Raw genomic sequence first — 24366 nt, forward strand, 5'->3', positions numbered from 1 at the left:
ACAACGCAAGGCATTTCACCATGACCTCTCCAGCCAAACGGCCGCTCGGCCTTCTCGCCGCCACGCTGGCACTCGCCACGCTCGCTACTTCCGGCGCCTTTGCCGATTCGGCGGGCGCGACCTTCAGCCAGGGTGAAAAATTCACCGAGGAAAGCGGCGAGGCGCTCTACGCCAATGTCTGCCAGGCCTGCCACATGGACCAGGGCCAGGGCGCGGTCGGCGCCGGCCACTATCCGGCGCTCGCCAAGAACGAGAACCTAGAGGCGGCCGGCTATCCGATCTACATCCTGCTGCATGGCCAGAAGGGCATGCCGCCGGTCGGCCAGATGATGAGCGACGAGCAGGTCGCGGCCGTGGTCAACTATGTGCGCACCCATTTCGGCAATAACTACACCGACAAGGTGACCGCCAAGGACGTGGCGGAAACACGATAGGCACGCCCTTCCCCCGACCCGACACCCCCGAGAACGAGGAAAAGACGATGATGAACATGCGGATCGCAATCGCTGCGACGGCTGTCGGCCTGTTGATGGCCGGCAGCGCCAGGGCCGAAGACGTCGTGCGCCACAAGATCCCGAACTCGACCTTCCCGATCGCCCAGGCCGTCGAGATTCCCGCCGGCAAGACGACGGTCTATCTCAGCGGCGCGGTGCCCGGCGTCGCGGACGAGAAGGCCGACAAGAACAGCGTGGCGGCCTATGGCGACACCAAGACCCAGACCGAATCGGTGCTGAAGTCGATCGAAAAGACCCTCGACGGCCTCGGCCTCAAGATGGGCGACGTGGTGAAGATGCAGGTCTTCCTGGTTGGCGACCCGGACAAGAACGGCCAGATGGATTTCGGCGGCTTCATGGAAGGCTACACCCAGTTCTTCGGCACGGAAGCGCAGCCCAACCTGCCGACTCGCTCGGTATTCCAGGTGGCCGGCTTGGCCAACCCCGGCTTCCTCGTCGAGATCGAGGTGACGGCGGTCCGTCCCTGACGGCACTTGTCGCCCCCTGGCGGGGCCTCTATCGCAGCCGCGCTGTCAGCAGGGCGGCTGCGTCCATGTCAGCTTCGGCGTCAGGCGGTGCAGCAGCACGTCGAAGCGCCGCGCCAGAACCGGCCGGGCGTGCCTGAGCGTAACGCAGGCGCGGCCGGCCAAGCGGCACGCAGCCTCCACCTCGCCGACATCGGCGAGGGCGTGCAACCCTTCCAGAAGGACGACGCAGACCGCCTCCGTGCGGTCGGCATCGGTGCAAGGGCCCTGCGCTCCATCCGTTCCGGCATCGCCGTTGCTACTATCGCTCATGACTCGATGCCGAAATGGGCCTTGGCATCGTCGCTCATCATCTCCGGCGACCATGACGGCTCGTAGGTGAGTTCGACCTCGACCGTCTCGACACCGGTTACCGCCGACGCGCATCCGCGCGCGCCCTCGAGCAGGTAACTGGTTGCCGGGCAGCCGAGCGTCGTCGTCGTCATGCTCACCAGCGCCGCGCCGTCCTCGCCCACCGAAACGTCGTAGACCAGGCCGAGATCGACGATGTTGTAGCCGAGTTCGGGATCGATCACCTGCCGGAGCGAGGTTCTGATTTCCTCCGCCAGGCCGCCCGCCCCAGCCTTGGCCGGACGGACCGCAGGGCGGACTGGCTTGCGCAGGACCGGCGCGCCCGACATGAAATGTTCCATGATGACCCCGAGCAAGGCCGGCTTCAGGCGCTACCAGTCGCCACCCTTTTTGGTGATCGTGATGGTTTCCGGCCCGAACGCCAGCGCCGCGACGCCCTCGACGTCGAACAGGCGGGCCGCAAGCGGCGACACCGCCGCCGCCTGCCTGTCGGCGAACTCCATGACGCCCTCTTTAACGACGGGCCGGCCCGGCAGGAACCGCAGCCGCGAGGGATCGTCCGTCGCTTCGGTCTGGATGAACATGTCATGCCCCCAACGCGTTCATTGCGGCCAAGCCGGATCGACAGGTGCCACCGCCCGTTGCAGGCGGCGACCACGGTTTCAACCTCTCACCAGCGATCCGGCCGGCGGCCGGTCACGCGGCCTTGGCAAGCCTGCCGATCTCGACGCGCCAGACCACCGGCCCCTGCTCGACATAGGTCCAGGAGAACTGCCCGGGGTGCTCCGCCTCCAACTGGTAATAGAGCGGCTTCGGATCGTGGTCGTTGACCAGGATGAAGGAGGCGCCGGGCGCCAGTTCGCCGACGAGTTCGAAGATCTTCTGGTGCCGTTGCATCGGCACCAGGCTGCGGACATCGACTTCGTTCTTTTCTGCCTTCGCGGCGTGCGCCATGGGACTGATCCTTCAATTCTGGAATGAACGGTGGCAGCCCTGCCGCGCCCCATGATCACGAGCTATCGGCGTCGGTCTGCGGCACCGATAGTCGCCGTCAAAAGATGCATTGTCAATATATCTTTATTCGGGAAACGATGTAACCCTCAGGTCCGACCCCGGCTGTCCACCTGCTCGAAGGTCGCCAAGGCCAGGTTCGAATGCGCGAAGGCGCCGCCGGCGCGCATCTCGGCGGCGACCCAGATCGCCTCCATGATCTCCTGCTGCGTCGCGCCGTCGCGAAGGGCCGCCTTGGTGTGGCCCTGGATGCAGTAGGGGCACTGGGTGACGTGGGCGACCGCCACCGCGATCAACTGCTTCATCTTGCGCGGCAGGGCGCCGTCCTTGAACACCGCCTCGCTGAAGGCGCGGAAAGCGGCGTCCTGGTCGGGCGCCAGTTCGCGGCGCTTGTCGGCAAGGGCCTTCGTCGGCCTGGGATAGAGAGCATCGTCCATGGGATGGCGTCCTTTCTACGTCATAAAAACGGTCAGGACGCGCTTCGCCGGAAACCGGGGAGCTTCCGCCCACCGGTTCGCGCAGTGCCGCTATGCGGGTGTCATACGCCCAGATAGCGGTGCAGGATTTCGGGCTTGGCCTTGAGATCCTGCGGCGTGCCGTCGAAGACGACATGGCCGTTGTTGAGAATATAGGTGCGGTTGGCGATGGACAGCGCGGCCGCGATGTTCTGCTCGACGATGACGATCGTCTGCCCGTCGGCGGCAAGCTTCTTGCAGACCGCCAACAGGTCGCGCACGATGATCGGCGCCAACCCCTCGAAGGGCTCGTCCAGGAGGATGAGCTTGGGGCTGCGGATCAGCGCGCGCGCGATGGCCAGCATCTGCTGCTCGCCGCCGGAAAGATCGGTGCCGCGGCTGGTGCGCCGCTCCTTCAGCCGCGGGAACGTATCGTAGATGCGCTCCAGCGGCCATTTCTCGCTGGCGCTGAGGCTGGCCAAGACCAGGTTCTCCTCGACATTGAGGCTGCCGAAGATGCGCCGGTCCTCGTGCACCAGTTGCATGCCGGCCAGCGCGATGGCGTGGCTCTTTTTGCCGGCGATCTCGGTGCCGTCGAACTTCACGGAGCCGCTTCTGGGCGTCACCACGCCCATCAGGCTTTTCAGCGTCGTCGACTTGCCGGCTCCGTTGCGCCCGAGCAGCGCCACCACCTCGTTGCGCTCGACATGCATCGACACGTCGAACAGGATGTGGCTGTCGCCGTAAAAGGTGTTGAGCCCTGCGACCTCTAGAAGACTCATTCGAACACTCCGCGCATGCCGCCGAGATAGGCTTCCTGCACCTTCTCGTTGCTCTTGATCTCGTCGGGCGTGCCTTCCACCAGCACCTGCCCTTCCTGGAGGACGGTGACCTTGGAGACGAGCTCGAACAGCGAGTCCATGTCATGGTCGATGACGACCATGGTGCGGCCCGCGCTGATCGACTTCAGCAGCGCCACCGTCTCGACACGCTCGCGCGGGCTCATGCCGGCCAGCGGTTCGTCGAGCAGCAGCAACCGGGGCGACGAGGCCAGCGCCAGGCCGATTTCGAGCCGGCGCTTTTCGCCATAGGCAAGGTCCGACACCGGCGTGTCGACCCGGCCGGTGAGGTTGACCAGTTCGAGCGTCTGCTCGACCAGGGCGTTCAGCTCCGGCATCTTCCTCATGTTGCGGAACAGGTCGAGCTTGAACCGGCCGCGCAGGGCGGCGAGCGCCGCGACCGTGACGTTCTCGCGCACGGTCAGCCGGTTGAAGAGCTGGTTGACCTGGTAGCTCTTGGTCAGGCCGAGCTGGCAGACATTGGTCACCGTCATGCCGGTGATGTCGCGGCCCTCGAACACGATCTTGCCCGAGGAAGGCGGCAGTTCGCAGGTCAGCATCTTGAAGAAGGTCGACTTGCCTGCGCCGTTGGGCCCGATGATGCCGTGCAGGGCGCCCTGCTCGACAGTGAAGTCGATGTTGTTGTTGGCGACCAGGCCGCCGAAACGGCGGGTCAGGCCGCTTGCCTGCAGGATCGGCCCGCCCTTGCCGCCTTCCGGCTGCCGATGCGGCATCTGCACGACCCTGGCCGGGACGCGCGGGGTGTGGACCTTCACCTCGTCCACCAGTTGCGGCGAGGATTCCTCCGGCTCCGACGCCGTGCGCTTGCCGGTGAGGTAGTGGTAAAGGTCCTCGATGCCGCCGATGATGCCGCGACGCAGGAAGCAGACCAGAAGCACGAAGACGAGGCCGAGGACCAGCTTCCAGGCGGCGCCGAGGCCGAGGGCCGCCTGCAGGAAATCCTGCAGGAACAACCAGACGGCAGCGCCGAGCAGCGGGCCGAACAGCGTGCCGATGCCGCCGATGGCCGACTGCATGATGAGCTGGCCCGAGGTCTCGAACATGAAGGCGTCCGGCGGCATGAAAGCCTGCATCACGCCGAGGCAGCCGCCGGCAAAGCCGGCATAGGCGGCGGCGATGACGAACGCGGCGAGCTTGTAGCCATGGATGTTGTGGCCGATGGCGGTGGCGCGCAGCGGGTTCTCGCGGATCGCCCGGAAGATCGCGCCCACCGGCGAGCGCACGATGCGCAGCGCCAGCACGATGCCGATGAAGTAGCACACCGCCAGGAACTGGTAGAGCGACCAGCCGGTATCGAAGTTCAGCGTCGTGAAGCCGAGATTGAGGGTCGGCGTCGGCACGCCCGGCAGGCCGTTCTCGCCGCCGGTCCAGTCGGCCAGCGGGTTGAACTCGACGAAGTAGAACACTTCGGCGATCGCCACCGTGATCATGGCGAAGTAGATGCCGGTGCGCCTCAGCGCGATCAGGCCGACGAGATAGCCGACGACCGCCGCGACGACCATGCCGAGCAGCAGCGCCGGGATCACATAGGGGAAGCCGGCCCGGGTCAGAAGGTAGGCGGCAAAGAAGCCGCCGGTGCCGTAGAAGGCCGACTGGCCGAAGGACAGCAGGCCGGTGAAGCCGAACAGGATATCGAAGCCGATACCGAACAGGCCCCAGACCAGGATGCGGTTGACCGTGTTCGGCGCGAAGCCGAGATGCGGCAGGATGAACGGCGCCAGCAGCAGGCCGACGGCCGTGATGGCCTCGATGAGAAAGGGACGTGCTTTCAGCATAGCAGGTCTCCTCTCACTCTCTGCCCTTGGCGCCGAGCAGCCCGTGCGGCCGCAGCACCAGGACCAGGGTCATGACCGCAAACAGCATGACGTAGGCGTAACTGGGATTGAACATGGAGGTGATACTGATGATTTCGCCGGCGATCAGCCCGCCCAGCACGGCACCGGGGAACGAACCGACGCCGCCGATGACCACGACGACGAACGTCTCGACGAGGATATCGTCGCCGATGCCCGGCGTGAGCGAAACCACCGGAGCGTTGATGATACCGGCAAAGCCCGCCGCCATGGCGCCGATGCCGAACACGATCATGAAGACGCGATGGACGTTGATGCCCAGCGAGGAAACCATGATCGCATCCTCGATGCCGGCGCGCACGATCATGCCCAGCCGGCTGCGGTAGAGGACGAAGAAAAGCGCGATCAGCGCCACCGCGACGATGCCGACGACCGCCAGGCGATAGGTCGGATAGAACATGAAGCCGAGCGGCGTCACGCCCTGCAGGGCGGGCGGCGGCGGCACCAGCTTGGAGTCGCTGGAAAAGATGAGCCGGACAAGCTCGACGAAGACGATGCCGATGCCGAAGGTGACCAGGAGCTGGTCTTCGTCCGGCCGGTCGTAGAAATGGCGGATGACGGTGCGTTCCATCAGGATGCCCACGATCATCACGAACAGCGAGCCGGCGATCACCGCGACAACGAAGGAATCGGTGTAGGTGAAGGCGACGTAGCCGGCGTAGCCGCCGAGCATGAACATGGCGCCATGCGCCAGGTTGAGGACGCCGAGCGTACCGTAGATGATCGTCAGGCCCGACGAGATCAGCGCCAGAAGCGCGCCGAGCGCCAGCCCGTTGAACAGTTGCGAGACGAAATTAGCCCAATTGATCATGGCGGATTAATGAGTCCCTCCTCCGAAGGCCGGCGCGCCAGCGCCGCTCCGGGTCCTTGTTTGACGCATGTCCTGTTCCGCGAAGTGTCGCCCGGAGGCGAGAGGTCATCGCGGTCGAAGGCCGCTGCCCTGGCGCCGCCGGGTCAGGATCCGGTCCGGCGCGGACGGCTTTGCCGCCCGCGCCGGACCGATGATTTCCTCAGGTGTAATCCCCGAGGTTGCAGCCGAAGGCGTCGGGCTTCTGCATCAGGCCCTCGCCGGGGACGATTTCGACGATGTCGTAGAAATCCTCCTTGTTCTTCATGTCGGCTTCCATCTTGCCCTTCACGATCATCACCGGGCGCACGCACTGGTGGTCTTCGGGGCGATAGTGGACGTCGCCGACGAGCGAGGGGATGGTCTCGCCCTTTTCCCAGGTCTTGATGATGTCCGGCGGGTAGAAGCTGCCGGTTTCCTGCACCATGCGCGCCCAGTGGACGATGCTGATGTAGGAGTTCTCGGCACCCCATTCGGGCATGTAGCCGTACTTCTTGTTGAACGCCTCGTTGAACATCTTGGCGAGCGGGTACTTGTCTTCCATCGTCCACCAGTACTCGGTGGCCGCATAGACGCCCTGCATCAGGCCGCCGGTCTCGCGCGCCAGGAACGGCACCTGGTAGGGCACGGCGAGCTTCATCTTGTCGAGCACGCCGAACTGCTTGGCCTGCTGGATCGACAGCACCGCGTCGTGGCCCCAGTTGACGTTGATCAGGATGTCGGCGCCGGAGTTGGCGATGTTGAGCAGGTAGGACGAGAAGTCGGGCGCGCCGAGCGGCGACACCTGGTTGGTCACGGTCGTCCAGCCGGCCGAAGCCGTCATGTCCTGCATCGACTTGGTGACGGTGTGGCCGTAGGTGTAGTCCGGCGTCATGTACGCCACCTTGAGGTCCTTGCCGAACTCCTTGATCAGCACCGGCGCGATCGCCGCCGCCGCCGTCTGGCCGAAGAAGCACTGGCGGAAGCCGTAGCGCACGCAGTCCTTGCCGGTGGTGTCGTTGGAGCCGGAGATCATCGAGACGTAGAGGACCTTCTCGCGCTGTGCCAGCTTGTTCAGCGCCACCGCGACGGCCGACGAGGTCGAGCCGGTCATCAGGACGACCTTGTTCTCGGTGATGAAGCGCTGCTCGGCCTGCACGGCCTCGTTCGGCTTGGCGCCGGAGTCGGCGACCACCAGCTTCACCTGCTTGCCCAGCACACCCTTCGAAAGCTTCGGCGCCAGTTCCTTGATCAGCGCATGGCCTTCATTGATGTGCTCGGCCGCCAGTTCGGCGCCCTTGAGCTCGTCCTCGCCCTGCACCGCATAAGTGCCGGTGCGCGGCACGGCGACGCCGATATAGACCGTGTCACCCTCGCTGCCCGCCGGCCAGGTGCCGATCGGCGGCTGATCCTCGGCGAAGGCAAGCACCGGAAATCCCATCGGCATCATGGCGGCGCCGGCCATGCCGGCACCCGTCAGCAGCGCCTGCCGACGGGTCCACAGGCCGGATCGTTTCGTAGTATCAGGCATTCCATCTCCTCCCTTGCAGTTCCAGCGCGCATGGGCGCGGCTGTCTCTTTCACGGCGACGGGAGAGGCGGACGGCAGGCCGCCGCGCAACGCGCGCGGGCCAGCACCGTCCCAACGGATCAACTCCTCCCACCGATCCAGGTGGAGAAGTAAAAGCCTTCAAACTGATGACTTCCTGAATTGAACCTGACGCGAACCTGACTTTTTCGCGAAAACAGCCTCACGAACCGGCAAGACCGTCGTCCAGGGCCCGCAGGAGCACGTCGATGGCCCGCCGCACGCGCTCGTGTGCGGCCGCACGGTTTTCGCCGGGGCGGCGTTCGAGAATCACGTCCTCCAGCGCCAGCGCCGCGCTGCTGATCGCCCCATAGCCGAAGGTTCCCGCCGCACCGCCGAGCCGGTGCGCGAGCGTCGCGATGTCTTTCAGGCGTCTTGCCTGCGCTTGGGTATCGAGCGTTCCCAGGGCATCGGCATGGCGGGCGAGCGCCGCCCGGTCGCCGGCGAGCCGGGCCGGGAACAGGCCGTCCGGGTCGAGCAGCGCGCGATCCACCGGCGCGGCCATCAGGCTTCGCCGGGCTTCAGTTCCACCAGCCGGTAGCCGATGCCCCGGCGCGTTTCGATGGTCGCCTCGGCGCCGGCCGAGCGCAGCGCCTGCCGCAGCTTGTAGACCTGCGCCTCGATCGAATTGGTGGAAACCTCGTCGTTGTAGCCGTAGAGCGCTTCCTCGATCATCCGCTTCGGCGTGACGTGGTTCTTGCGGCGCACCAGAAGCTCGAGCAACTGGAACTGCTTGAGCGGCAAGGGCAGGCTGCCGCCGGCGACCATCGCCTCCAGCGAGTCGCGATCGACGACGATATTGGCGACGGACAGGTGGTTGCCCTTCAGCCGCGACGGGCGCCGCAGCAGCGCGGCAACCCGGGCGCGCAGTTCGGGCACCGCGAAGGGCTTGACCAGATAGTCGTCGGCGCCGTTGGACAGGCCGGTCACCCTGTCCTCGACCCGGTTGCGGGCGGTCAGCACCAGGATCGGCGCCTCGATCATGCGGTTGCGCATGTCGCGCACCAGTTCCAGCCCGTCGCGGTCCGGCAGGCCGAGATCGACGATCATCAGGGCGTAGGCGGTATCGCGGGCCGCCATCAGCGCATCTTCCGCGAACTCGACGGAATCGACGGTGAAGCCCAACGACACCAGTTCGCGCCGCACCAGTTCCGTCAGGTCGCGGTCGTCGTCGACCACGAGGATGCGCGCCTGGAGCACGTCGGAAAATTCGTCGCTTTCGTCGGGCATCGTGCCGTTGGACACTCTGCCCGCAACATTCATCATGTCGCTCTGTCCCGGATGCGGTGCGCGATATTTGTGCTAGTCTTGTGAATAAAACACAAGAGGTTTACTGACTTCAGAGGCCATTGCAGGAGGACAATGCCGATGTCGGCCTCTATTTTGATCGCCGACGACGATCCCAACATCCTGCTCGCGCTGAGCTATCTCATGCGGCGGGAAGGCCACGCCGTGCGTACCGCGACCGACGGCCAGCAGACGCTGGACGCGGTTGCCGCGGCCGCGCCTGACCTCGTCCTGCTCGACGTGATGATGCCGAAGGCCAACGGCTACGATGTCTGCCGCACGCTTCGCGCCAGCCATGCCTATGACGCGGTGCGCATCGTCATGCTCACCGCCAAGGGACGCGAGGCGGACCAGCGCGCCGGGCTGGCGCTCGGCGCCGACGCCTATATCAGCAAGCCTTTCGCCATCGGCGACGTCATCGATTGCGTGGCGAGCGTGCTTGCCGGCAAGCCGAGGCCGGCCGCCGCCGGCATCTGCGACGGCTAGGCCCGCCGCGATGCTGCGCCGGACGGCAAAGCGGGACCGGCTGGTCGGACTGTTCATCGCCGGCGCCGTGCTCCTGAACCCGCCTATCCTCAACCTGGTCGGCGGCACGCTGTTCGGCTGGCCGGCGCTCTATCTCTACCTGTTCGCCGTATGGGCCGCCCTGATCGCGGCCACCGCGCTGATCGTCGAGAGGGGCGGCAGCGGCTCGGCCGGCCGCGGGCGCGCCGAGGATGGTGACCAGCCGTGAGCCAGCAGGTCATCATCATCGCCGCCGTCGCCTACCTGGCGCTGCTGTTCGCCGTCGCCTACCTGGCGGAGCACAGCACCGGGCGCTTTTCGCGGCTCACCGGCTCCAGCCTCGTCTACACGCTGTCGCTGGCGGTCTATTGCAGTTCCTGGACGTTCAACGGCGGCGTCGGCCGCGCCTCCATGTCCGGGCTCGACTTCCTGCCGATCTACCTCGGGCCGACGCTCGCCTTCCTCATCGGCCCGGTCATCATCCGAAAAATCCTGCGGGTCAGCCAGGCCAACCGCATCACCTCGATAGCGGACTTGATCGGCGCGCGCTTCAACAGCGGCGGGCTGGCGGCGCTTGTCACGGTCATCGCCGTGATCGGGCTGGTGCCCTATATCGCGCTGCAGCTCAAATCCATCTCGATCGGCTTCGCCGCGCTCAGCAGCAGCAGCGAGGCCGCCCACCCGATGATGCAGCCGCTCCTGGCCGACGGCGCGCTGTGGGCGGCCATCGTGCTCACCATCTTCGCCATGCTGTTCGGCAGCCGCAGCATTCATCCGGGCGAACACCACCCCGGCATGATGGTCGCCATCGCGCTCGAATCCATCCTCAAATTCGTCTGCCTGACCGCCATCGGCCTGTTCGTCGGCTATGGCCTGTTCCACGGTTTCGGCGACCTGTTCTCGCAGGCGATGGAGCGGCCCGAGATCAGCGCCCTGTTCGAATACGCGCCTAACCGCTACGGCTACAACTGGATCGCCATGACGCTCCTGGCCATGGTCTCGGTGTTCTGCCTGCCGCGCCAGTTCCAGGTGATGGTGGTGGAGAATGTCGACGAGCGGCATCTCAACCGCGCGCTCTGGCTGTTCCCACTCTACCTGCTCGCCATCAACCTGTTCGTGCTGCCGATCGCCATCGGCGGCCGGCTGCTGCTGCCGGCCGATACCGATCCGGACAACCTGGTGCTCACCCTGCCGCTGTCCACCGGCCAGCCCTTCCTGGCGCTGATCGCCTTTCTGGGCGGCCTGTCGGCCTCGGCCTCGATGGTGGTGGTGGAAACCACGGCGCTCAGCGTCATGGTCTGCAACGACGTGGTGATGCCGGCGCTGCTCCGGGTCAAGGCGCTGGGCCTCGCCCGCAAGTCCGACCTGACCAGCCTGTTATTGTGGGTGCGCCGCATCGTCATGATCGCGGTGATGGCGCTCGGCTATTTCTACATGCGCCACGACAGCGCCCAGTTCGCGCTGGTGTCGATCGGGCTGATGTCTTTCGTCGCCGTGGCCCAGTTCGCGCCGGCCATCGTCGGCGGCCTGTTCTGGCGCGGCGCCACCAAGGCCGGCGCCTTTGCCGGCATCTCCGCCGGCGTGCTGGTATGGGCCTATACGCTGCTTTTGCCTTCCTTCGCCCGCTCGGGCGCGTTCGAGATCGGCTTCGTCGCCGACGGGCCGCTGGGACTGGCGTTGCTGAAACCCTACGCGCTGTTCGGGCTTGCCGGCCTCGACCCGGTCACCCACAGCGCATTCTGGTCGCTGCTGGCGAATATCGGCGCCTTTCTCGGCGTGTCGCTCGCCGGCCGCCAGACGCCGATCGAGCAGGCGCGCGCCACCCTGTTCGTGGATACCGAAAACCTCGACGAGGTGGCGCAGATCTGGCGGCGCACCGCGCGCGTGCCCGACCTGATGTCGCTGGTGTCGCGCTTCCTCGGCCGCGAGAAGGCGGCGGCGGCCTTCGCCGGCTGGGCCCACGCGCGCGGCCTCGACCCGGCCACCGCCGTGCAGGCCGACGCCGAAACGGTGCTGTTCTACGAACGCCTGCTCGCAGGCGTCATCGGCGCCGCCTCGGCGCGCGTGCTGGTCAGCGCCATCGTCGAGGAAGAACAGCTCGGCGTCGACGAGATGATGCGCATCCTCGACGAGACGTCGCGGATCATCGAGGCCAACCGCCAGTTGGAGGAGAAGTCGCGCGCGCTGGAGACGGCGACCGCCGAACTGACCGAGGCCAATGCCCAGTTGCAGGTGCTCGACCGGATGAAGGACGACTTCGTCGCCACCGTCAACCACGAGTTGCGCACGCCGCTGGCCTCGATCCGCGCCTTTTCCGAGATTTTGCGCGACCATACCGACATGCCCGACACCGAGCGCAACGAGTTCCTGCGCATCGTGGTGACGGAATCCGAACGCCTGACCCGGCTCATCAACCAGTTGCTCGACCTCTCCAAGATCGAGGCGAGCGGCGCCATTCCGGCCAAGAGCGCCCTCGTCGACCTTGCCGCCGTGATCCGGGAATCCACCTCGGCCATGTACCAGGTGTTCGCGACGAGCGAGGTGGAGCTTGCGCTGCGCATCGAGGCCGACCCGGCGCTGGTGATGGGCGACCACGACCGTCTGGTCCAGGTGGTCATCAACCTGCTCGGCAATGCGGCGAAGTTCTCCCCCACGCGCGCCGGGCTCGCCACGCTGCGGCTCTACCGCATCGGCGGCGACTTCGAGATATCGGTGACCGACAACGGCCCCGGCATCCGTGCGGCCGACCGCGAGATCGTCTTCGAGCGCTTCCGCCAGCTCGGCGACACGATGAGCGAGAAGCCGAAAGGCGCCGGCCTCGGGCTGGCGATATCGCAACGCATCGTCGCCCAGCACGGCGGCCGCATCTGGGTGGAGGGCGCGCGCGGCGGCGGCGCAGTCTTCCGCGTGCGGCTGCCGGCGGCTCCGGCCTCCGTGCCGGCCGAAAAGACGCTGGCGACCGCGCCATGAGCGATTCCCCGCCACCCACGGATCGGCCGCAGGCGCTGACGGCGTTCTTCTCCCGCCCCGCGCTTGCCGTCGCCAGGGACCTGATCGGCGCGCGCCTTGCCATCGACGGCGTCGGCGGCATTATCGTGGAGACCGAGGCCTACGCGCCGGACGACCCGGCCTCGCACAGCTATGGCGGCATCAGGAACCGCAACCGCACGATGTTCGGGCCGCCGGCGCACGCCTATGTCTACCGCTCCTACGGCATCCACTGGTGCCTGAACTTCGTCTGCCTGCGCGGCCACGCCGTGCTCATCCGCGCGCTGGAGCCGGACACCGGCTTGGCGGCGATGGCCGAACGCCGCAACCTCGACCGGCCGCGCCTGCTGTGCTCCGGGCCGGGGCGGCTGTCGCAGGCGCTCGGCGTCGACAACTCGATGGACGGGCTGCCGCTCGACCGCCCACCGTTCTCGCTGACGCCGCCGACAGAGCCGGCCGGCATCGCCACCGGGCCGCGCATCGGCATCACGCGAGCCGTCGAGCAGCCGTGGCGATTCGGGCTGGCGGATTCCCCCTTCCTCAGCCGTCGCTTCTAGGCATTGCCCGCCGCCGCTGCTATGCGGAGACTTGTTTTGCCCGCGCAACCAGGCGACCGCCCTACGTGACTGCCCCGACGTTCGAAAAATTGCCCGGCCTGCCGGTCACCGAAGCGCTGCCGGCGCTGAAGCGGGCGCTTGCCGAAGGCAATGCCGCCGTGCTGGTGGCGCCGCCCGGCGCCGGCAAGACCACGCAGGTGCCGCTGGCGTTGCTCGACGCGCCGTGGCGGGGGGACGGCAAAATCGTGCTGCTGGAGCCGCGGCGGCTTGCCGCCCGCGCCGCCGCCCGCCGCATGGCCGCCCTTCTCGGCGAGGAGCCGGGGCAAACGGTGGGCTATGCCATGCGCATGGAAAACCGCACCTCGGCGCGCACGAAAATCCTCGTCGTTACCGAGGGCGTGTTTTCGCGCATGCTGCTCGACGACCCGGAATTGCCGGGGGTGGCCGCCGTCCTGTTCGACGAATTCCACGAGCGTTCGCTGGACGGCGACTTCGGCCTGGCGCTGGCGCTCGACGTGCAGGGCGCGCTGCGCCCCCACCTGCGCCTGCTGGTGATGTCGGCCACTCTCGACGGCGCGCGGGTGGCAGAACTGCTGCACGGTGCCCCGGTCATCGAAAGCGCCGGGCGCGCCTTCCCGGTCGATATCCGCTACGTCGAACGGCCGACGGGCGTGCCGGTCGAGGACACGATGGCGGGAGCGATCCGAACCGCCCTTGCCGAGGAGAAAGGCAGCCTGCTTGCCTTCCTGCCCGGCCAGCGCGAAATCCTGCGAACCGCCGAGCGGCTGGAGGGCCGGCTTGGCGGCGACACCGACATCGTGCCGCTCTACGGGTTGCTCGACGGCAAGGCGCAGGACGCCGCCATCAAGCCGCCGCCGGCCGGCCGGCGCAAGGTGGTGCTGGCCACCTCGATCGCGGAAACCTCCATCACCATCGACGGCGTGCGCGTCGTCATCGACAGCGGGCTTTCGCGGCTGCCGCGCTTCGAGCCGTCGAGCGGGCTGACGCGGCTGGAAACCGTGCGCGTCAGCAAGGCTTCGGCCGCGCAGCGTGCCGGCCGCGCCGGGCGCACGCAAGCCGGCGTCGCCATCCGCCTGTGGCGCGCCGAGCAGACGGCGGCGCTGCCTTCCTTCACGCCGCCCGAAATTCTCGAGGCCGACCTTTCCGGCCTCGTGCTCGACTGCGCCGCCTTCGGGGTCGCCGATCCGGCGTCGCTTTCCTTCCTTGACCCGCCGCCGGCCGCAGCCCTTGCCGAAGCGCGCACGCTGCTCGTCACGCTGGGCGCGATCGATCCCGCCGGCCGGCTGACCAGCCAGGGCGAAAGCATGCGCAAGCTGGCGCTGCCGGCGCGGCTCGCGCATATGGTGGCAAGGGCCGCCGAAGACGGGCTGGCGCTGCCGGCCGCCGACCTCGCGGTACTGCTGACGGAGCGCGGCCTCGGGGGCGACGCCGTCGATCTCGACCGGCGGCTGTCTCGCTTTCGCGACGAAAAATCCGCCCGCGCGCAGGCGGCTCGGCAGTTGGCCGGGCGGCTGGCGCGACAGGCGGGCGCCAGCCGGACCGACGGCCCCGCCTCGGCCGGGGCGCTGCTGCTCCATGCCTGGCCGGACCGTGTCGCCAAGGCGCGAGGAGAGCGCGGCCGCTTCGTGCTGGCCAACGGCTCGGGTGCGGCGCTGGACGCCGCCGAAGCGCTGGCCGGCGAGCCCTTCCTCGTCGTCGCCGACCTGACCGGCAAGGCCCAGAACGCCCGCATCACTGCAGCCGCCGCGGTGACCGAAGCGGAGATAAGGGCTGCGTTGGGCAAAGGCATCGAAACGCACCGGCAGACCCTGTTCGATCGCGACCGACGTGCGGTGCGCACGCGCGAGATCGAGCAGCTCGGCGCCATCACGCTGGCCGAGCGCATGCTGCCGGCTCCTTCGGGCGCCGAGGCGGACGCGGCCATCCTCGAGGCGCTGCGCGAATACGGGCTCGACCTCCTGCCTTGGGACAAGCCCGCGCTAGTCCTGCGTGCCCGCCTGTCCTGGCTGCATCGCGGCCTTGGCGCGCCGTGGCCGGATGTCTCGGATGCGGCCCTCACCGAGCGCCTGGACAACTGGCTGGCGCCGTTCCTGACCGGCGCGGCGAGTTTCGCCGCCATTTCTCCGGGCGCGCTTTCAGCCGGGCTCACGGCACTGGTGCCGCATGATCTGCAACGGCGAATCGACACGCTGGCCCCGACCCATTTCGACGCCCCCTCCGGCAGCCACGCGCCGATCCGCTATGACGCGGAAGGGCCGGTGCTGGCGATCCGCGTGCAGGAACTGTTCGGGCTCGACACGCATCCGTCGATCGCCGGCGGCATGGTGCCGCTGACGCTGGAACTACTCTCGCCGGCGCACCGTCCGATCCAGACCACGCGCGACCTGCCCGGCTTCTGGCGCGGCTCCTGGGCCGACGTGCGCACCGACATGCGCGGCCGCTATCCGCGCCATGTCTGGCCCGAAAATCCGCTCGAGGCCGCCGCTACCAGCCGCGCCAAGCCGCGCGGCCGCTAGAATTTTCCGCGCTATCCTATAAAAGCCGCGTGATGAGTGATTTCCAGCGCGCCCCCGACTTCCGGCAGAGCCAGCGGCTACGCCTCAACACGCTGATCCGGCTGCGCTGGCTGGCCATCGTCGGCCAGAGCATCACCGTCCTGGTGGTCGCCTACGGGCTCGAATTCCCGCTGCCGGTCGGCCCCTGCTTCGCGCTGATCGCCACCTCGGCCTGGCTCAACCTGGTGATGGCGTTCCGCTATCCGGCCGCCCACCGGCTGACGCCTCCGGCGGCGCTGGGCATCCTCATCTTCGACAGCCTGCAACTGGCCGGCCTGCTCTACATGACGGGCGGCCTCACCAACCCGTTCTCGCTGCTGCTGACGGTGCCGGTCGTCATTTCCGCCGCCTCGCTGCCGCTGCCGCTGACCGCCGTACTGGGCGCGCTGGTGATGGCGGCGGCGTCGTTCCTCGTGTTCTTCCATTTGCCGCTACCCTGGACCGAGGGCGCGACGCTGGTGGTGCCCTTCGTCTATGTCGCCGGCATGTGGGTGGCGGTGTTCTCGTCGATCTCCTTCACCGCCATCTATGCCTTCCGCGTCGCCGAGGAAGCGAGGCTCCTGGCCAACGCGCTCGCCGCCACCGAACTGGTGCTGCAACGCGAGCAGCACCTGTCGGCGCTCGACGGGCTGGCGGCCGCAGCCGCGCACGAACTCGGCACGCCGCTCGCCACCATCACGCTGGTCGCGCGCGAGATGGAAAAGGCGCTCGGCAACGAACCGAAATTCCGCGAGGACGTCACCCTGCTGCGCTCGCAGAGCGAGCGCTGCCGCGAGATCCTCAAGCGGCTGACCAGCCTGTCCTCCGAGGGCGAGCCGCAGCTTTCGCAGCTTCCGCTGACCTCGCTGATCGAGGAGGTGATCGCCCCGCATCGCGACTTCGGCATTTCGATCGAACTGGTTCCCGGCGAGCGGACCGGCCCCGAGCCGGTCGGGCGGCGCAATCCCGGCGTGCTCTACGGCCTCGGCAACCTCGTTGAAAACGCCGTCGATTTCGCGCAGGCCAAGGTCGTCATGCGCTGGGGCTGGAACGACAGCCGCATCACCCTTTCCATCGCCGACGACGGCCCCGGCTTTCCCGCCGAGATCATCGACCGCATCGGCGAGCCCTATATGTCCACCCGCCAGGGGGCGGAGCCGGGCGGCGGCCTCGGGCTTGGGCTGTTCATCGCCAAGACCCTGCTCGAACGCTCCGGCGCCAGCCTGTCCTTCAGCAACTCCAACGGCCCCGGCGAAGGCGCGGTGGTCGAGATCAGCTGGGCGCGCGCCAGTTTCACCAATCCGCAGGCGGCGGACGCGGCCCTGCTTGCAGGCGCATAGGACGACGCGCCCGAAGCGGCGGCATTGGACAAGCGCCGCGCGTAACTATATCTGCTTGAAAAGCTGACGGATAAAGCTGACAAACAAGGACAATGCGAGATGGACGGCGAAGAAGCCGCTGACGGCATGGTAACGGGCGAAGACACTTCCCTGCTGATCGTCGAGGACGACAAACCCTTCCTGACCCGGCTCGCCCGCGCGATGGAAACCCGGGGCTTCGTCGTCGACACGGCCGAAAGCGTGGAAGAGGCCGTCGGCAAGGCGCGCGCCAACCCGCCCGCCTACGCGGTCGTCGACATGCGGCTCGGCGACGGCAACGGCCTCGACGTGGTCGCCGCCATCCGCGAGAAACGCGCGGACGCCCGCACCGTCATCCTCACCGGCTACGGCAACATCGCCACCGCCGTGACGGCGGTGAAGCTCGGCGCCGTCGACTACCTGTCGAAGCCCGCCGATGCCGACGACGTGTTCGCGGCGCTGACCCGCACCGGCGAACGCGCCGCGCCGCCGGAAAACCCGATGTCGGCCGACCGCGTGCGCTGGGAGCATATCCAGCGCGTCTACGAGATGTGCGAACGCAACGTCTCGGAAACGGCACGCCGCCTCAACATGCACCGCCGCACCTTGCAGCGCATCCTGGCCAAGCGCGCGCCGCGCTGAGCGTTCCTGCCGCCTGCCGGCCGCCTCCCGGAGCGGTTCTGGTTTTCCAGAACGGGCAGAACCGCTCTACCTCTTTGTTACCCGCATTTCCGGACGCAAAACCGCTTCACGCTCTTGCTGGAAATGCCCTACTCGCTTTCGCCGTCGAGCGCTGGCACCGAAACCCCGGCCAGTTCCGCCGCCAGCAGACGGGCGGCCCCGGCGCGCGCGATGCGCAGCATCAACGCCTTGCGGGTGGCGGCGGCCAAGCGATGCTCCGGCGCCTCGCGTAAAATTTCCGCCCCGTAGCCGTCGGAAAGGATGAAGCCGCATTCGGACGGAAATATCTCCGCGGGCACGCCCGGATGGGTGGCGAAGAAGAAGCGGTCCGAATGCAGCCGGTAATCCGGCCATTTGCGGTCGACGCGAAAATCCTCGACCGAGGACTTGATCTCGATGATCCAGATGTCGCCCTTGGGCGTCAGCGCCACCAGGTCGGCGCGACGGCCGGTGGCCAGCGACAGTTCCGGCAGCACATGCGCGCCCATCTGCATCAACAGGCGCTGCACGCCGCGCCGCACCAGCAAGGCGCGCTCCGACTGGCGGCCGTCGAGAAGCGGGTTCTGGGGAATCGGTGAAACGATGGGCATGGCCGATCATGCCAGATTTTGTTCACGGTTTGAACCGGGTATTGAGAGGTGGCTTTCCCTGCGGCCAACGGGCGCAAGGATTCCCGAAAGCCGCTTTATTTTCGCCAAAGGCCTGTTTTCTGGTTGCCGCCCCATCGAAGAGCGGTCGTCGCCATGCATCGACATCCCCACGTCCTGAATGCGTCTTCCAACCTGCTCGGCATCTGCTTCGTCATCATCGGCGCCCTGAAATTCACCAAATCCGATGCCGGGTCCTTCGCCGACGAAACCGCGTGGGTGGCGGCGCTGATGTTCCTGGTCAGCATCACCGCTTCCTACATCGCCATCCGCAACGGCAATGCGAACAAATGGAAGAACATCGTCGCCGACGTGGCCTTCTTCTGCGGCCTGCTGGCGCTCTCGCTCTCCGTTTTCATCCTGGCTTTCACCTGATCCCGGAGCAGTCCGACGCCGAAGTGCCGGTTCAGGTCAGCCGATTTCCGCCACCGACTCCCGCTTGCGGGAAGCGGGCTTCGGCGCGTCGGCCTCGCCCGCCATTTCCTCCAGGATCGGGCAGTCCGGACGCTCGTCGCCGTGGCAGGCATGGACGAGCTTCTGCAACGTGGCGCGCATGGCCTGCAATTCGCGCAGCTTTTCCTCGATCGCCTCGACATGGGCGGCGGCGATCTGGCGGACATCGGCGCTGGCGCGGCTTCGATCGCGGTAGAGCGCCATCAGTTGCCGGCAATCGTCGATGGAAAAGCCGAGCCCGCGGGCGCGCTTCAGGAAGGCAAGGCGATGAATGTCGTCTACCGTATAGGCGCGATAGCCGTTGCCGGTCCGTTCGGGCCGGATCAGGCCGATCTCCTCGTAGTAGCGGATGGTCTTGGCCGGAAGCCCGGCACGGCGGGCGGCTTCACCGACATTCATGGCTCTGATCCCCGTTATCGCCTCGAATCGCACGATCGATTCCGTTTCACATTCCCGTGATGAGTGTTGTCAAAATACCACAGGTTGCGCTCTTAGGCCGCGCAGCATGGCGCATATAGGCAACCCCTGCTTGGCAGGCAACGGAAATGCTCGCATGAATGGCGGCGAAAACAAGGCTCGAATCGGGCCATCGATCGGGTGGAGCGTTGGTCTAATGCGCATGAAATCCCTTATCCTGGCCGCCGCCGCGGCAGCCATGCTTTCCGGCTGCACCAGCATCGGCCCGATGCAGGTCTTCACCAACGACTACGGCCCGGTGACCGATGCCGGCTACCAGCTGCCGCGCATCCCGATCGAAAAGGTGCCGCAGAAATACCGACGCCAGGTGGTCCGCTACGACACCGCGGAAAAGCCCGGCACCATCGTCGTCGATACCGCCAACAAGTTCCTCTATTTCGTCATGCCTGAAGGCAAGGCGATGCGCTACGGCATCGGCGTCGGCCGCGAAGGCTTCGAGTGGCACGGCACGGCGCGGGTGGCGCTGAAGCGCGAGTGGCCGACCTGGACGCCGCCGGCCGCCATGATCAAGCGCCAGCCCGAACTGAAGAAGTGGGCCGGCGGCATGCCGCCGGGCCTGACCAACCCGCTCGGCGCGCGCGCGCTCTACCTGTTCAACAAGGGCGGCGATTCGGGGTACCGTCTGCACGGCAGCCCGGAATGGAACTCGATCGGCCACGCCATGTCGTCAGGCTGCGTGCGCCTGATGAACCAGGACATCATCGACCTCTACAACCGTGCCGAGGTCGGCGCCAAGGTCATCGTCCAGTAAAGCTTTTATACGCGGGCCGTCCAGGCAACACATTAGGACGTCCAACAGAAAAACCGGGCTCTTTGGCCCGGTTTTTTGTTTCTCGATAATTGTGCGACCAGAGCGCGTTCGCGCTCCGAAGGCTTACGCCACCTGCTCGACCTGCTCCACCTCGGGCACGAAGTGGCGCAACAGGTTCTGGATGCCGTGCTTCAGCGTCGCCGTCGAGGACGGACAGCCGGCGCACGAGCCCTTCATGTGCAGGAACACGGTGCCGTTCTGGAAGCCACGGAAGGTGATGTCGCCGCCGTCCTGCGCCACCGCCGGGCGCACCCGCGTGTCGAGCAGTTCCTTGATGGTGAGCACCAGTTCCTCGTCGGCCTTGTCGTAGAATTCGCTGGTCTCGCTGGTTTCGAGCGCCGGGCCGGCATGGGCCATCACCGGGGCGCCCGACATGAAATGCTCCATGATGGCGCCGAGAATGGCCGGCTTCAGGTGCTGCCAGTCGGGGCCGTCCTTGGTAACGGTGATGAAGTCGTAGCCGAAGAAGACGCCGGTCACGCCATCGATCGCGAACAGGCGGCCGGCCAGCGGCGAGGCCTCGGCCGCACTTGCCGCGTCGCGGAAATCGGCGGTGCCCTCACGCAGCACTTCCTTGCCGGGCAGGAATTTCAGCGTCGCCGGATTGGGAGTCGTTTCCGTCTGGATGAACATGGCTGTCTCCGTGCCCGAATGACCCTGCGGGCGAGTAGTTTGGAATAATTCTAATTAGGCCTTGCAGGCCCGATATTCAAGCAAAACCGCCGATGACCGTTCGAAGCGGCGCGGATTCAGCCAAGGCTGGTGATTTCGTCGTCCGACAGGTTCTGCGGCACCACGGTCACCGGGATCGGGAAGGCGGCGCCCTTGCCGACCACCGAGGCCACCAGCGGGCCGGGTCCCTCCTTGGCGGCGCTGGCGCCAAGCACGAGGATGGCGATGTCCTGGTCCTCCTCGATGACCTTGTGGACCTCCTCCACCGTCTTGCCCTCGCGCACCACCAGTTCCGGCTCGATTCCGAATTTCTCGCGGATTTTGGTGGCGTAGCCGTCGAGCATGGTGCGCGCTGTGGCGTTGGCCTCGTCACGCATGATCTTTTCCACGCCCAGCCAATGCTGGAAGTCGTCCGGCTCGATCACGTAGAGCAGGACCAGCACGCCGTTGGTGCTTTTCATGCGCTGCGCGGCATAGGCCGCGGCGCGCTCGCACTCCGGCGTATCGTCGATGATCACCAGAAACTTGCGGCGATGACCCGCTTCGCGGCTGAGGCGTTTGGAGACCATGCTCACCCTTATCGATGGAGTTTCCGCGCTGTAATCTGCCACCGGCGGCGCCCGGCAGCAAGCGCCGGACGCAGTGCCGATGCGAAGGTCAACCCTGCAGCAGCCCGATGATGTCGCGCACGTCCTTCATGGTCGCCTCGGCCAGCTTGCCGGCGCGCTCGCCGCCGTCCCTCAAAACGCCGTCGACATAGGCGCGGTCGGCCGAGATGCGGCGCATTTCGACGGCGATCGGGGCGAGTTTTTCCACCGCCAGGTCGGCCAGCGCTGTCTTGAAGGCGGAAAACTGCTGGCCGCCGAATTCCTTCAGCACCGCCTGCTTCGACGTTTCGGCGAGGCCGGCATAGATGCCGACGAGGTTTTCGGCCTCGGGACGCCCGGCAAGGCCGTCGACCTCGGACGGCAGCGCCTCCGGATCGGTCTTGGCCTTCTTGATCTTCCTGGCGATGGTCTCGGCGTCGTCGGTGAGATTGATGCGCGACAGGTCCGACGGGTCGGACTTCGACATCTTCTTGGAGCCGTCGCGCAGGCTCATGATGCGCGCCGCCGGGCCGCCGATGACGGGCTCGGTGATCGGGAAATAGCCGTTCACCGTCTCGTCGCCGACCTGCATTTCCACACCGAGGCCGAGCTCGGCGATGCGGCTGGAAAAATCGTTGTTGAACTTCTGGGCGATGTCGCGCGTCAGCTCCAGGTGCTGCTTCTGGTCGTCGCCGACCGGCACATGGGTGGCGCGGTAGACGAGGATGTCGGCCGCCATCAGGCTCGGATAGGCGAGCAGGCCGAGCGAGGCGTTCTCGCGGTCCTTGCCGGCCTTGTCCTTGAACTGCGTCATGCGATTCATCCAGCCGATGCGCGCCACGCAGTTGAAGATCCACGCCAGCTCGGCGTGCTGCATGACCCGGCTCTGGTTGAAGACGATGTGCTTCTTCGGGTCGATGCCGGAGGCCAGGAACGCGGCGGTGATGGCGCGCGTCTGTTCGGCAAGGTCTTCATGTACCAGTTGCGCCGTCAGCGAGTGCAGGTCGACGACGCAGTAGATGCAGTCGTTCGTCTCCTGCAGGGCGACGAATTTCCGGATCGCGCCGAGATAGTTGCCGAGATGCAGGTTGCCGGTGGGCTGGACGCCCGAGAAAACCAGCGGCTTGAAGGGGGAAGGCTCAGTCATGATCAGTGTCCTGGCTTGTGGAGGGCCGTTTCGCGCGCGGCGAAATTCGAGGGGGCTTATGGATCAGGCGCGGACCGCGATCAAGAGGCTGGATCGCCGTCGACAGGGGATGAGGCAGACGGGACCGGCGCGCCGCGGCGGCGCATGCTGCGCCGGACCATGCCGAGGTCGGCGCCGCCGATGGCGAAGGCGAGCGCGAAATAAAGCACCATGCCGCCAAGACACAGCAGGCCGAGCGCCGTCGCCTTGACCACCAGCGGGGAACCGGAGGCAAGGTACGGAGCCAGCGCATGTGAGCCGAACCAGAGTGCCGCGCCCATCAGGGCCGAAGCGAGCACCAGGCGCGGGATGCGCCGTATCAGCGCCTCCTCCCTGCCCCAATGGCCGCGCCGCACCAGGACCACCAGCAGCATCAGCGCGTTGACCCAGCCGGCGACGCTCGAGGCTGTGGCGATGCCCGGCGCGCCCATGGAGGGAAACAGCGCCAGCGCCAGCGCCACGTTCACCGCCACCGAAATCGCCGCGAAGACCATCGGCGTGCGGGTGTCCTCGCGCGCGAAATAACCTGGCGTGAAGGCCTTGATCAGCACGAAGGCGGGCAGGCCGAGGCCGAAGATGGCCAGGATGGCGGCGACCGTCGGCGTCGAGTTGCTGGCGGCGAAGGCGCCGCGCTCGTACAGCAGGCGCACGATCGGCTCGGAAATGACCGTGAGCGCCGCCGCCGCCGGCAGGGTCAGGAACAGGGTGAACTCGACAGAGCGGTTCTGCAGGTTGGCCGCCTCGGTGGCATGGCCGGCCTTCAGCGCCCGCGACAGTTCCGGCAAGAGCACCATCGCCACGGCGATGCCGACGACGCCGAGCGGCAGCTGGTAGACGCGGTCGGCCAGCGCCAGCGAGGAGACGGCGCTAGCCTGGGTGGAGGCGATGGCGGTGCCGATCAGCTGGTTGATCTGGGTGATGCCGCCGGTGATCGCCGCCGGGAAGGCGAGCCACAAAAGGCGCTTGACGTTCTGCGTCATGCGCGGACGGCGGAAACCGATGGAAATGCCGGCGTGACGTACCGCGATCCACACGATCGCCAGTTGCACCACGCCCGCCGCCATCACGCCCCAGGCCATCCAGTAGCCGACGCTGAGACCGTCGGCGCCGGCGTGCCAGGCATAATAGAGGACGCCGATCAGGATGACGTTGAGGAAGACGGGAGCGACGGCGGCCGCGAAATAACGGCGCAGCGAGTTCAGCATGCCGGCCATCATGGCGCCCAGCGACATGCACATCAGGTAGGGGAACATGATCGCCGCCAGCGCCACCGTCAGGTTGTATTTCTGCGGATCGCCGGTGAATCCGGGGGCGATGATGGTGCTGACCAGGAACGGCATCGCCAGTTCCATGGCGATGGTGATGAAGATCAGCACCGTGAACAGGACGCCGAACACTTCTTCCGAGAAGCGGCGGGCGCCGTCATGGCCGCCGGCCTCGATCTCCTTGGCGAACAGCGGCACGAAGGCGGTGTTGAACGCGCCTTCGGCAAACAGCCGGCGAAAGGTGTTGGGAAACTGGAAGGCGGCGTAGAAGGCATCCGCCACCGGCCCGGTGCCGAGCGCCGCCGCCATCAGCATCTCGCGGGTGAAGCCGAGCACGCGGCTCATCAGCGTGCCGGAAGCAACCGTCGCGAATTTTTTGATGAGGCTCATGCCGAAACCTCCGAGGGATTACGGGG

At 66.8% G+C, this 24366-nt stretch carries 28 protein-coding genes; 11 read left to right on the top strand and 17 right to left on the bottom strand.

The window, feature by feature from the left end; genetic code table 11:
• The first annotated feature begins 20 nt into the window (after positions 1-20).
• Together ACFOHJ_RS10460 and ACFOHJ_RS10465 are read left to right on the top strand one after the other, a co-directional pair.
• Entirely contained in the window at positions 21-434 is a 414-nt protein-coding gene (locus tag ACFOHJ_RS10460; RefSeq protein WP_378220442.1) for a c-type cytochrome, read from the top strand.
• A 47-nt stretch (positions 435-481) separates the two neighbouring features.
• Positions 482-982 (top strand): RidA family protein, encoded by a 501-nt coding sequence (locus tag ACFOHJ_RS10465; protein ID WP_378220443.1) that lies wholly within the window; start codon positions 482-484, stop codon positions 980-982.
• A 45-nt stretch (positions 983-1027) separates the two neighbouring features.
• On the opposite strand, the gene ACFOHJ_RS10470 is transcribed toward ACFOHJ_RS10465, so the two are convergent.
• The 11 genes from ACFOHJ_RS10470 to ACFOHJ_RS10520 all read right to left on the bottom strand — a co-directional run bounded on the left by ACFOHJ_RS10470 (position 1028) and on the right by ACFOHJ_RS10520 (position 9188).
• Positions 1028-1291 (bottom strand): hypothetical protein, encoded by a 264-nt coding sequence (locus ACFOHJ_RS10470; RefSeq protein ID WP_378220444.1) that lies wholly within the window; start codon positions 1289-1291, stop codon positions 1028-1030.
• Positions 1288-1671: a metal-sulfur cluster assembly factor gene (locus tag ACFOHJ_RS10475; RefSeq protein ID WP_378220445.1), complete on the bottom strand. Its 384-nt coding sequence runs from the start codon at positions 1669-1671 to the stop codon at positions 1288-1290. Before ACFOHJ_RS10475 ends, ACFOHJ_RS10470 begins: the two co-directional genes overlap by 4 nt.
• A 30-nt stretch (positions 1672-1701) precedes the next feature.
• Positions 1702-1914, bottom strand: a complete 213-nt coding sequence (locus ACFOHJ_RS10480; RefSeq protein ID WP_378220446.1) for a NifU N-terminal domain-containing protein — start codon at positions 1912-1914, stop codon at positions 1702-1704.
• Positions 1915-2026: 112 nt separating this feature from the next.
• Positions 2027-2284 (bottom strand): DUF2249 domain-containing protein, encoded by a 258-nt coding sequence (locus tag ACFOHJ_RS10485; protein ID WP_378220447.1) that lies wholly within the window; start codon positions 2282-2284, stop codon positions 2027-2029.
• 146 nt (positions 2285-2430) lie between these two features.
• A complete protein-coding gene (locus ACFOHJ_RS10490) occupies positions 2431-2778 on the bottom strand; it encodes a carboxymuconolactone decarboxylase family protein (protein WP_378220448.1) in 348 nt (115 codons plus the stop codon).
• Positions 2779-2879: 101 nt separating this feature from the next.
• Positions 2880-3578: an ABC transporter ATP-binding protein gene (locus ACFOHJ_RS10495; protein WP_378220449.1), complete on the bottom strand. Its 699-nt coding sequence runs from the start codon at positions 3576-3578 to the stop codon at positions 2880-2882.
• Positions 3575-5431, bottom strand: a complete 1857-nt coding sequence (locus ACFOHJ_RS10500; protein ID WP_378220450.1) for a branched-chain amino acid ABC transporter ATP-binding protein/permease — start codon at positions 5429-5431, stop codon at positions 3575-3577. The genes ACFOHJ_RS10495 and ACFOHJ_RS10500 overlap by 4 nt, the downstream gene beginning before the upstream one ends.
• Before the next feature lie 13 nt (positions 5432-5444).
• Positions 5445-6320 carry a branched-chain amino acid ABC transporter permease gene (locus ACFOHJ_RS10505; protein WP_378220451.1) on the bottom strand — a complete coding sequence of 292 codons (876 nt, stop codon included), beginning with the start codon at positions 6318-6320 and terminating at the stop codon, positions 5445-5447.
• A gap of 199 nt (positions 6321-6519) precedes the next feature.
• Positions 6520-7866, bottom strand: a complete 1347-nt coding sequence (locus ACFOHJ_RS10510; protein WP_378220452.1) for a substrate-binding protein — start codon at positions 7864-7866, stop codon at positions 6520-6522.
• A gap of 219 nt (positions 7867-8085) precedes the next feature.
• Positions 8086-8427, bottom strand: a complete 342-nt coding sequence (locus ACFOHJ_RS10515; protein ID WP_378220453.1) for an Hpt domain-containing protein — start codon at positions 8425-8427, stop codon at positions 8086-8088.
• Positions 8427-9188: a response regulator transcription factor gene (locus tag ACFOHJ_RS10520; RefSeq protein ID WP_378220454.1), complete on the bottom strand. Its 762-nt coding sequence runs from the start codon at positions 9186-9188 to the stop codon at positions 8427-8429. Before ACFOHJ_RS10520 ends, ACFOHJ_RS10515 begins: the two co-directional genes overlap by 1 nt.
• A gap of 102 nt (positions 9189-9290) precedes the next feature.
• Here ACFOHJ_RS10520 and ACFOHJ_RS10525 point away from each other — a divergent pair, with 102 nt between their 5' ends.
• The 7 genes from ACFOHJ_RS10525 to ACFOHJ_RS10555 all read left to right on the top strand — a co-directional run bounded on the left by ACFOHJ_RS10525 (position 9291) and on the right by ACFOHJ_RS10555 (position 17813).
• Positions 9291-9695 (top strand): response regulator transcription factor, encoded by a 405-nt coding sequence (locus ACFOHJ_RS10525; protein ID WP_378220455.1) that lies wholly within the window; start codon positions 9291-9293, stop codon positions 9693-9695.
• 10 nt (positions 9696-9705) lie between these two features.
• A complete protein-coding gene (locus ACFOHJ_RS10530; protein ID WP_378220456.1) occupies positions 9706-9942 on the top strand; it encodes a hypothetical protein in 237 nt (78 codons plus the stop codon).
• Complete coding sequence (locus tag ACFOHJ_RS10535) at positions 9939-12683, top strand: ATP-binding protein (protein ID WP_378220457.1); 2745 nt, start codon at positions 9939-9941, stop codon at positions 12681-12683. Before ACFOHJ_RS10530 ends, ACFOHJ_RS10535 begins: the two co-directional genes overlap by 4 nt.
• The gene (locus tag ACFOHJ_RS10540; RefSeq protein WP_378220458.1) at positions 12680-13258 is read left to right on the top strand and encodes a DNA-3-methyladenine glycosylase; all 579 of its coding nucleotides are present in this window, start codon (positions 12680-12682) and stop codon (positions 13256-13258) included. Before ACFOHJ_RS10535 ends, ACFOHJ_RS10540 begins: the two co-directional genes overlap by 4 nt.
• A 65-nt stretch (positions 13259-13323) precedes the next feature.
• Positions 13324-15795, top strand: coding sequence for an ATP-dependent helicase HrpB (gene hrpB, locus ACFOHJ_RS10545; protein ID WP_378220459.1), 2472 nt, complete (start codon positions 13324-13326; stop codon positions 15793-15795).
• Positions 15796-15827: 32 nt separating this feature from the next.
• Entirely contained in the window at positions 15828-17153 is a 1326-nt protein-coding gene (locus ACFOHJ_RS10550; protein ID WP_378220460.1) for an ActS/PrrB/RegB family redox-sensitive histidine kinase, read from the top strand.
• 99 nt (positions 17154-17252) lie between these two features.
• Positions 17253-17813, top strand: a complete 561-nt coding sequence (locus ACFOHJ_RS10555) for an ActR/PrrA/RegA family redox response regulator transcription factor (protein ID WP_378220461.1) — start codon at positions 17253-17255, stop codon at positions 17811-17813.
• Positions 17814-17941: 128 nt separating this feature from the next.
• Here the strand turns inward: ACFOHJ_RS10555 and ACFOHJ_RS10560 are convergent, their stop codons facing one another.
• Positions 17942-18442, bottom strand: coding sequence for an MmcB family DNA repair protein (locus tag ACFOHJ_RS10560; RefSeq protein ID WP_378220462.1), 501 nt, complete (start codon positions 18440-18442; stop codon positions 17942-17944).
• A gap of 153 nt (positions 18443-18595) precedes the next feature.
• On the opposite strand from ACFOHJ_RS10560, the gene ACFOHJ_RS10565 reads away from it, so the two are divergent.
• The gene (locus ACFOHJ_RS10565) at positions 18596-18874 is read left to right on the top strand and encodes a hypothetical protein (protein WP_378220463.1); all 279 of its coding nucleotides are present in this window, start codon (positions 18596-18598) and stop codon (positions 18872-18874) included.
• A gap of 36 nt (positions 18875-18910) precedes the next feature.
• Here ACFOHJ_RS10565 and cueR read toward each other — a convergent pair whose 3' ends face one another.
• On the bottom strand, positions 18911-19351 hold the full coding sequence (gene cueR / locus ACFOHJ_RS10570; RefSeq protein ID WP_378220464.1) for a Cu(I)-responsive transcriptional regulator: 441 nt from the start codon (positions 19349-19351) through the stop codon (positions 18911-18913).
• A 214-nt stretch (positions 19352-19565) separates the two neighbouring features.
• Here cueR and ACFOHJ_RS10575 point away from each other — a divergent pair, with 214 nt between their 5' ends.
• Positions 19566-20180, top strand: coding sequence for a L,D-transpeptidase (locus tag ACFOHJ_RS10575; protein ID WP_378220465.1), 615 nt, complete (start codon positions 19566-19568; stop codon positions 20178-20180).
• A gap of 123 nt (positions 20181-20303) precedes the next feature.
• Here ACFOHJ_RS10575 and ACFOHJ_RS10580 read toward each other — a convergent pair whose 3' ends face one another.
• The 4 genes from ACFOHJ_RS10580 to murJ all read right to left on the bottom strand — a co-directional run bounded on the left by ACFOHJ_RS10580 (position 20304) and on the right by murJ (position 24340).
• Positions 20304-20873 (bottom strand): NifU family protein, encoded by a 570-nt coding sequence (locus ACFOHJ_RS10580; protein WP_378220466.1) that lies wholly within the window; start codon positions 20871-20873, stop codon positions 20304-20306.
• Positions 20874-20989: 116 nt separating this feature from the next.
• Complete coding sequence (locus ACFOHJ_RS10585; RefSeq protein ID WP_378220467.1) at positions 20990-21481, bottom strand: universal stress protein; 492 nt, start codon at positions 21479-21481, stop codon at positions 20990-20992.
• An 88-nt stretch (positions 21482-21569) separates the two neighbouring features.
• Positions 21570-22646: a tryptophan--tRNA ligase gene (trpS, locus tag ACFOHJ_RS10590; RefSeq protein WP_378220468.1), complete on the bottom strand. Its 1077-nt coding sequence runs from the start codon at positions 22644-22646 to the stop codon at positions 21570-21572.
• An 80-nt stretch (positions 22647-22726) separates the two neighbouring features.
• Positions 22727-24340, bottom strand: a complete 1614-nt coding sequence (murJ, locus tag ACFOHJ_RS10595) for a murein biosynthesis integral membrane protein MurJ (RefSeq protein ID WP_378220469.1) — start codon at positions 24338-24340, stop codon at positions 22727-22729.
• Between the last annotated feature and the right edge of the window lie 26 nt (positions 24341-24366).

Source organism: Aquamicrobium soli (assembly GCF_042646345.1).
In the GTDB taxonomy this organism is placed as follows: Bacteria; Pseudomonadota; Alphaproteobacteria; order Rhizobiales; family Rhizobiaceae; genus Mesorhizobium; species Mesorhizobium soli_A.

What these genes read in the sequence shown, in the direction of transcription:
- ACFOHJ_RS10460 (WP_378220442.1), top strand. Translation starts at nt 21, where the DNA reads ATGACCTCTCCAGCCAAACGGCCGCTCGGCCTTCTCGCCGCCACGCTG.
- ACFOHJ_RS10465 (WP_378220443.1), top strand. Translation starts at nt 482, where the DNA reads ATGATGAACATGCGGATCGCAATCGCTGCGACGGCTGTCGGCCTGTTG.
- ACFOHJ_RS10470 (WP_378220444.1), bottom strand. Translation starts at nt 1,291, where the DNA reads ATGAGCGATAGTAGCAACGGCGATGCCGGAACGGATGGAGCGCAGGGC.
- ACFOHJ_RS10475 (WP_378220445.1), bottom strand. Translation starts at nt 1,671, where the DNA reads ATGGAACATTTCATGTCGGGCGCGCCGGTCCTGCGCAAGCCAGTCCGC.
- ACFOHJ_RS10480 (WP_378220446.1), bottom strand. Translation starts at nt 1,914, where the DNA reads ATGTTCATCCAGACCGAAGCGACGGACGATCCCTCGCGGCTGCGGTTC.
- ACFOHJ_RS10485 (WP_378220447.1), bottom strand. Translation starts at nt 2,284, where the DNA reads ATGGCGCACGCCGCGAAGGCAGAAAAGAACGAAGTCGATGTCCGCAGC.
- ACFOHJ_RS10490 (WP_378220448.1), bottom strand. Translation starts at nt 2,778, where the DNA reads ATGGACGATGCTCTCTATCCCAGGCCGACGAAGGCCCTTGCCGACAAG.
- ACFOHJ_RS10495 (WP_378220449.1), bottom strand. Translation starts at nt 3,578, where the DNA reads ATGAGTCTTCTAGAGGTCGCAGGGCTCAACACCTTTTACGGCGACAGC.
- ACFOHJ_RS10500 (WP_378220450.1), bottom strand. Translation starts at nt 5,431, where the DNA reads ATGCTGAAAGCACGTCCCTTTCTCATCGAGGCCATCACGGCCGTCGGC.
- ACFOHJ_RS10505 (WP_378220451.1), bottom strand. Translation starts at nt 6,320, where the DNA reads ATGATCAATTGGGCTAATTTCGTCTCGCAACTGTTCAACGGGCTGGCG.
- ACFOHJ_RS10510 (WP_378220452.1), bottom strand. Translation starts at nt 7,866, where the DNA reads ATGCCTGATACTACGAAACGATCCGGCCTGTGGACCCGTCGGCAGGCG.
- ACFOHJ_RS10515 (WP_378220453.1), bottom strand. Translation starts at nt 8,427, where the DNA reads ATGGCCGCGCCGGTGGATCGCGCGCTGCTCGACCCGGACGGCCTGTTC.
- ACFOHJ_RS10520 (WP_378220454.1), bottom strand. Translation starts at nt 9,188, where the DNA reads ATGATGAATGTTGCGGGCAGAGTGTCCAACGGCACGATGCCCGACGAA.
- ACFOHJ_RS10525 (WP_378220455.1), top strand. Translation starts at nt 9,291, where the DNA reads ATGTCGGCCTCTATTTTGATCGCCGACGACGATCCCAACATCCTGCTC.
- ACFOHJ_RS10530 (WP_378220456.1), top strand. Translation starts at nt 9,706, where the DNA reads ATGCTGCGCCGGACGGCAAAGCGGGACCGGCTGGTCGGACTGTTCATC.
- ACFOHJ_RS10540 (WP_378220458.1), top strand. Translation starts at nt 12,680, where the DNA reads ATGAGCGATTCCCCGCCACCCACGGATCGGCCGCAGGCGCTGACGGCG.
- ACFOHJ_RS10550 (WP_378220460.1), top strand. Translation starts at nt 15,828, where the DNA reads ATGAGTGATTTCCAGCGCGCCCCCGACTTCCGGCAGAGCCAGCGGCTA.
- ACFOHJ_RS10555 (WP_378220461.1), top strand. Translation starts at nt 17,253, where the DNA reads ATGGACGGCGAAGAAGCCGCTGACGGCATGGTAACGGGCGAAGACACT.
- ACFOHJ_RS10560 (WP_378220462.1), bottom strand. Translation starts at nt 18,442, where the DNA reads ATGCCCATCGTTTCACCGATTCCCCAGAACCCGCTTCTCGACGGCCGC.
- ACFOHJ_RS10565 (WP_378220463.1), top strand. Translation starts at nt 18,596, where the DNA reads ATGCATCGACATCCCCACGTCCTGAATGCGTCTTCCAACCTGCTCGGC.
- cueR (WP_378220464.1), bottom strand. Translation starts at nt 19,351, where the DNA reads ATGAATGTCGGTGAAGCCGCCCGCCGTGCCGGGCTTCCGGCCAAGACC.
- ACFOHJ_RS10575 (WP_378220465.1), top strand. Translation starts at nt 19,566, where the DNA reads ATGCGCATGAAATCCCTTATCCTGGCCGCCGCCGCGGCAGCCATGCTT.
- ACFOHJ_RS10580 (WP_378220466.1), bottom strand. Translation starts at nt 20,873, where the DNA reads ATGTTCATCCAGACGGAAACGACTCCCAATCCGGCGACGCTGAAATTC.
- ACFOHJ_RS10585 (WP_378220467.1), bottom strand. Translation starts at nt 21,481, where the DNA reads ATGGTCTCCAAACGCCTCAGCCGCGAAGCGGGTCATCGCCGCAAGTTT.
- trpS (WP_378220468.1), bottom strand. Translation starts at nt 22,646, where the DNA reads ATGACTGAGCCTTCCCCCTTCAAGCCGCTGGTTTTCTCGGGCGTCCAG.
- murJ (WP_378220469.1), bottom strand. Translation starts at nt 24,340, where the DNA reads ATGAGCCTCATCAAAAAATTCGCGACGGTTGCTTCCGGCACGCTGATG.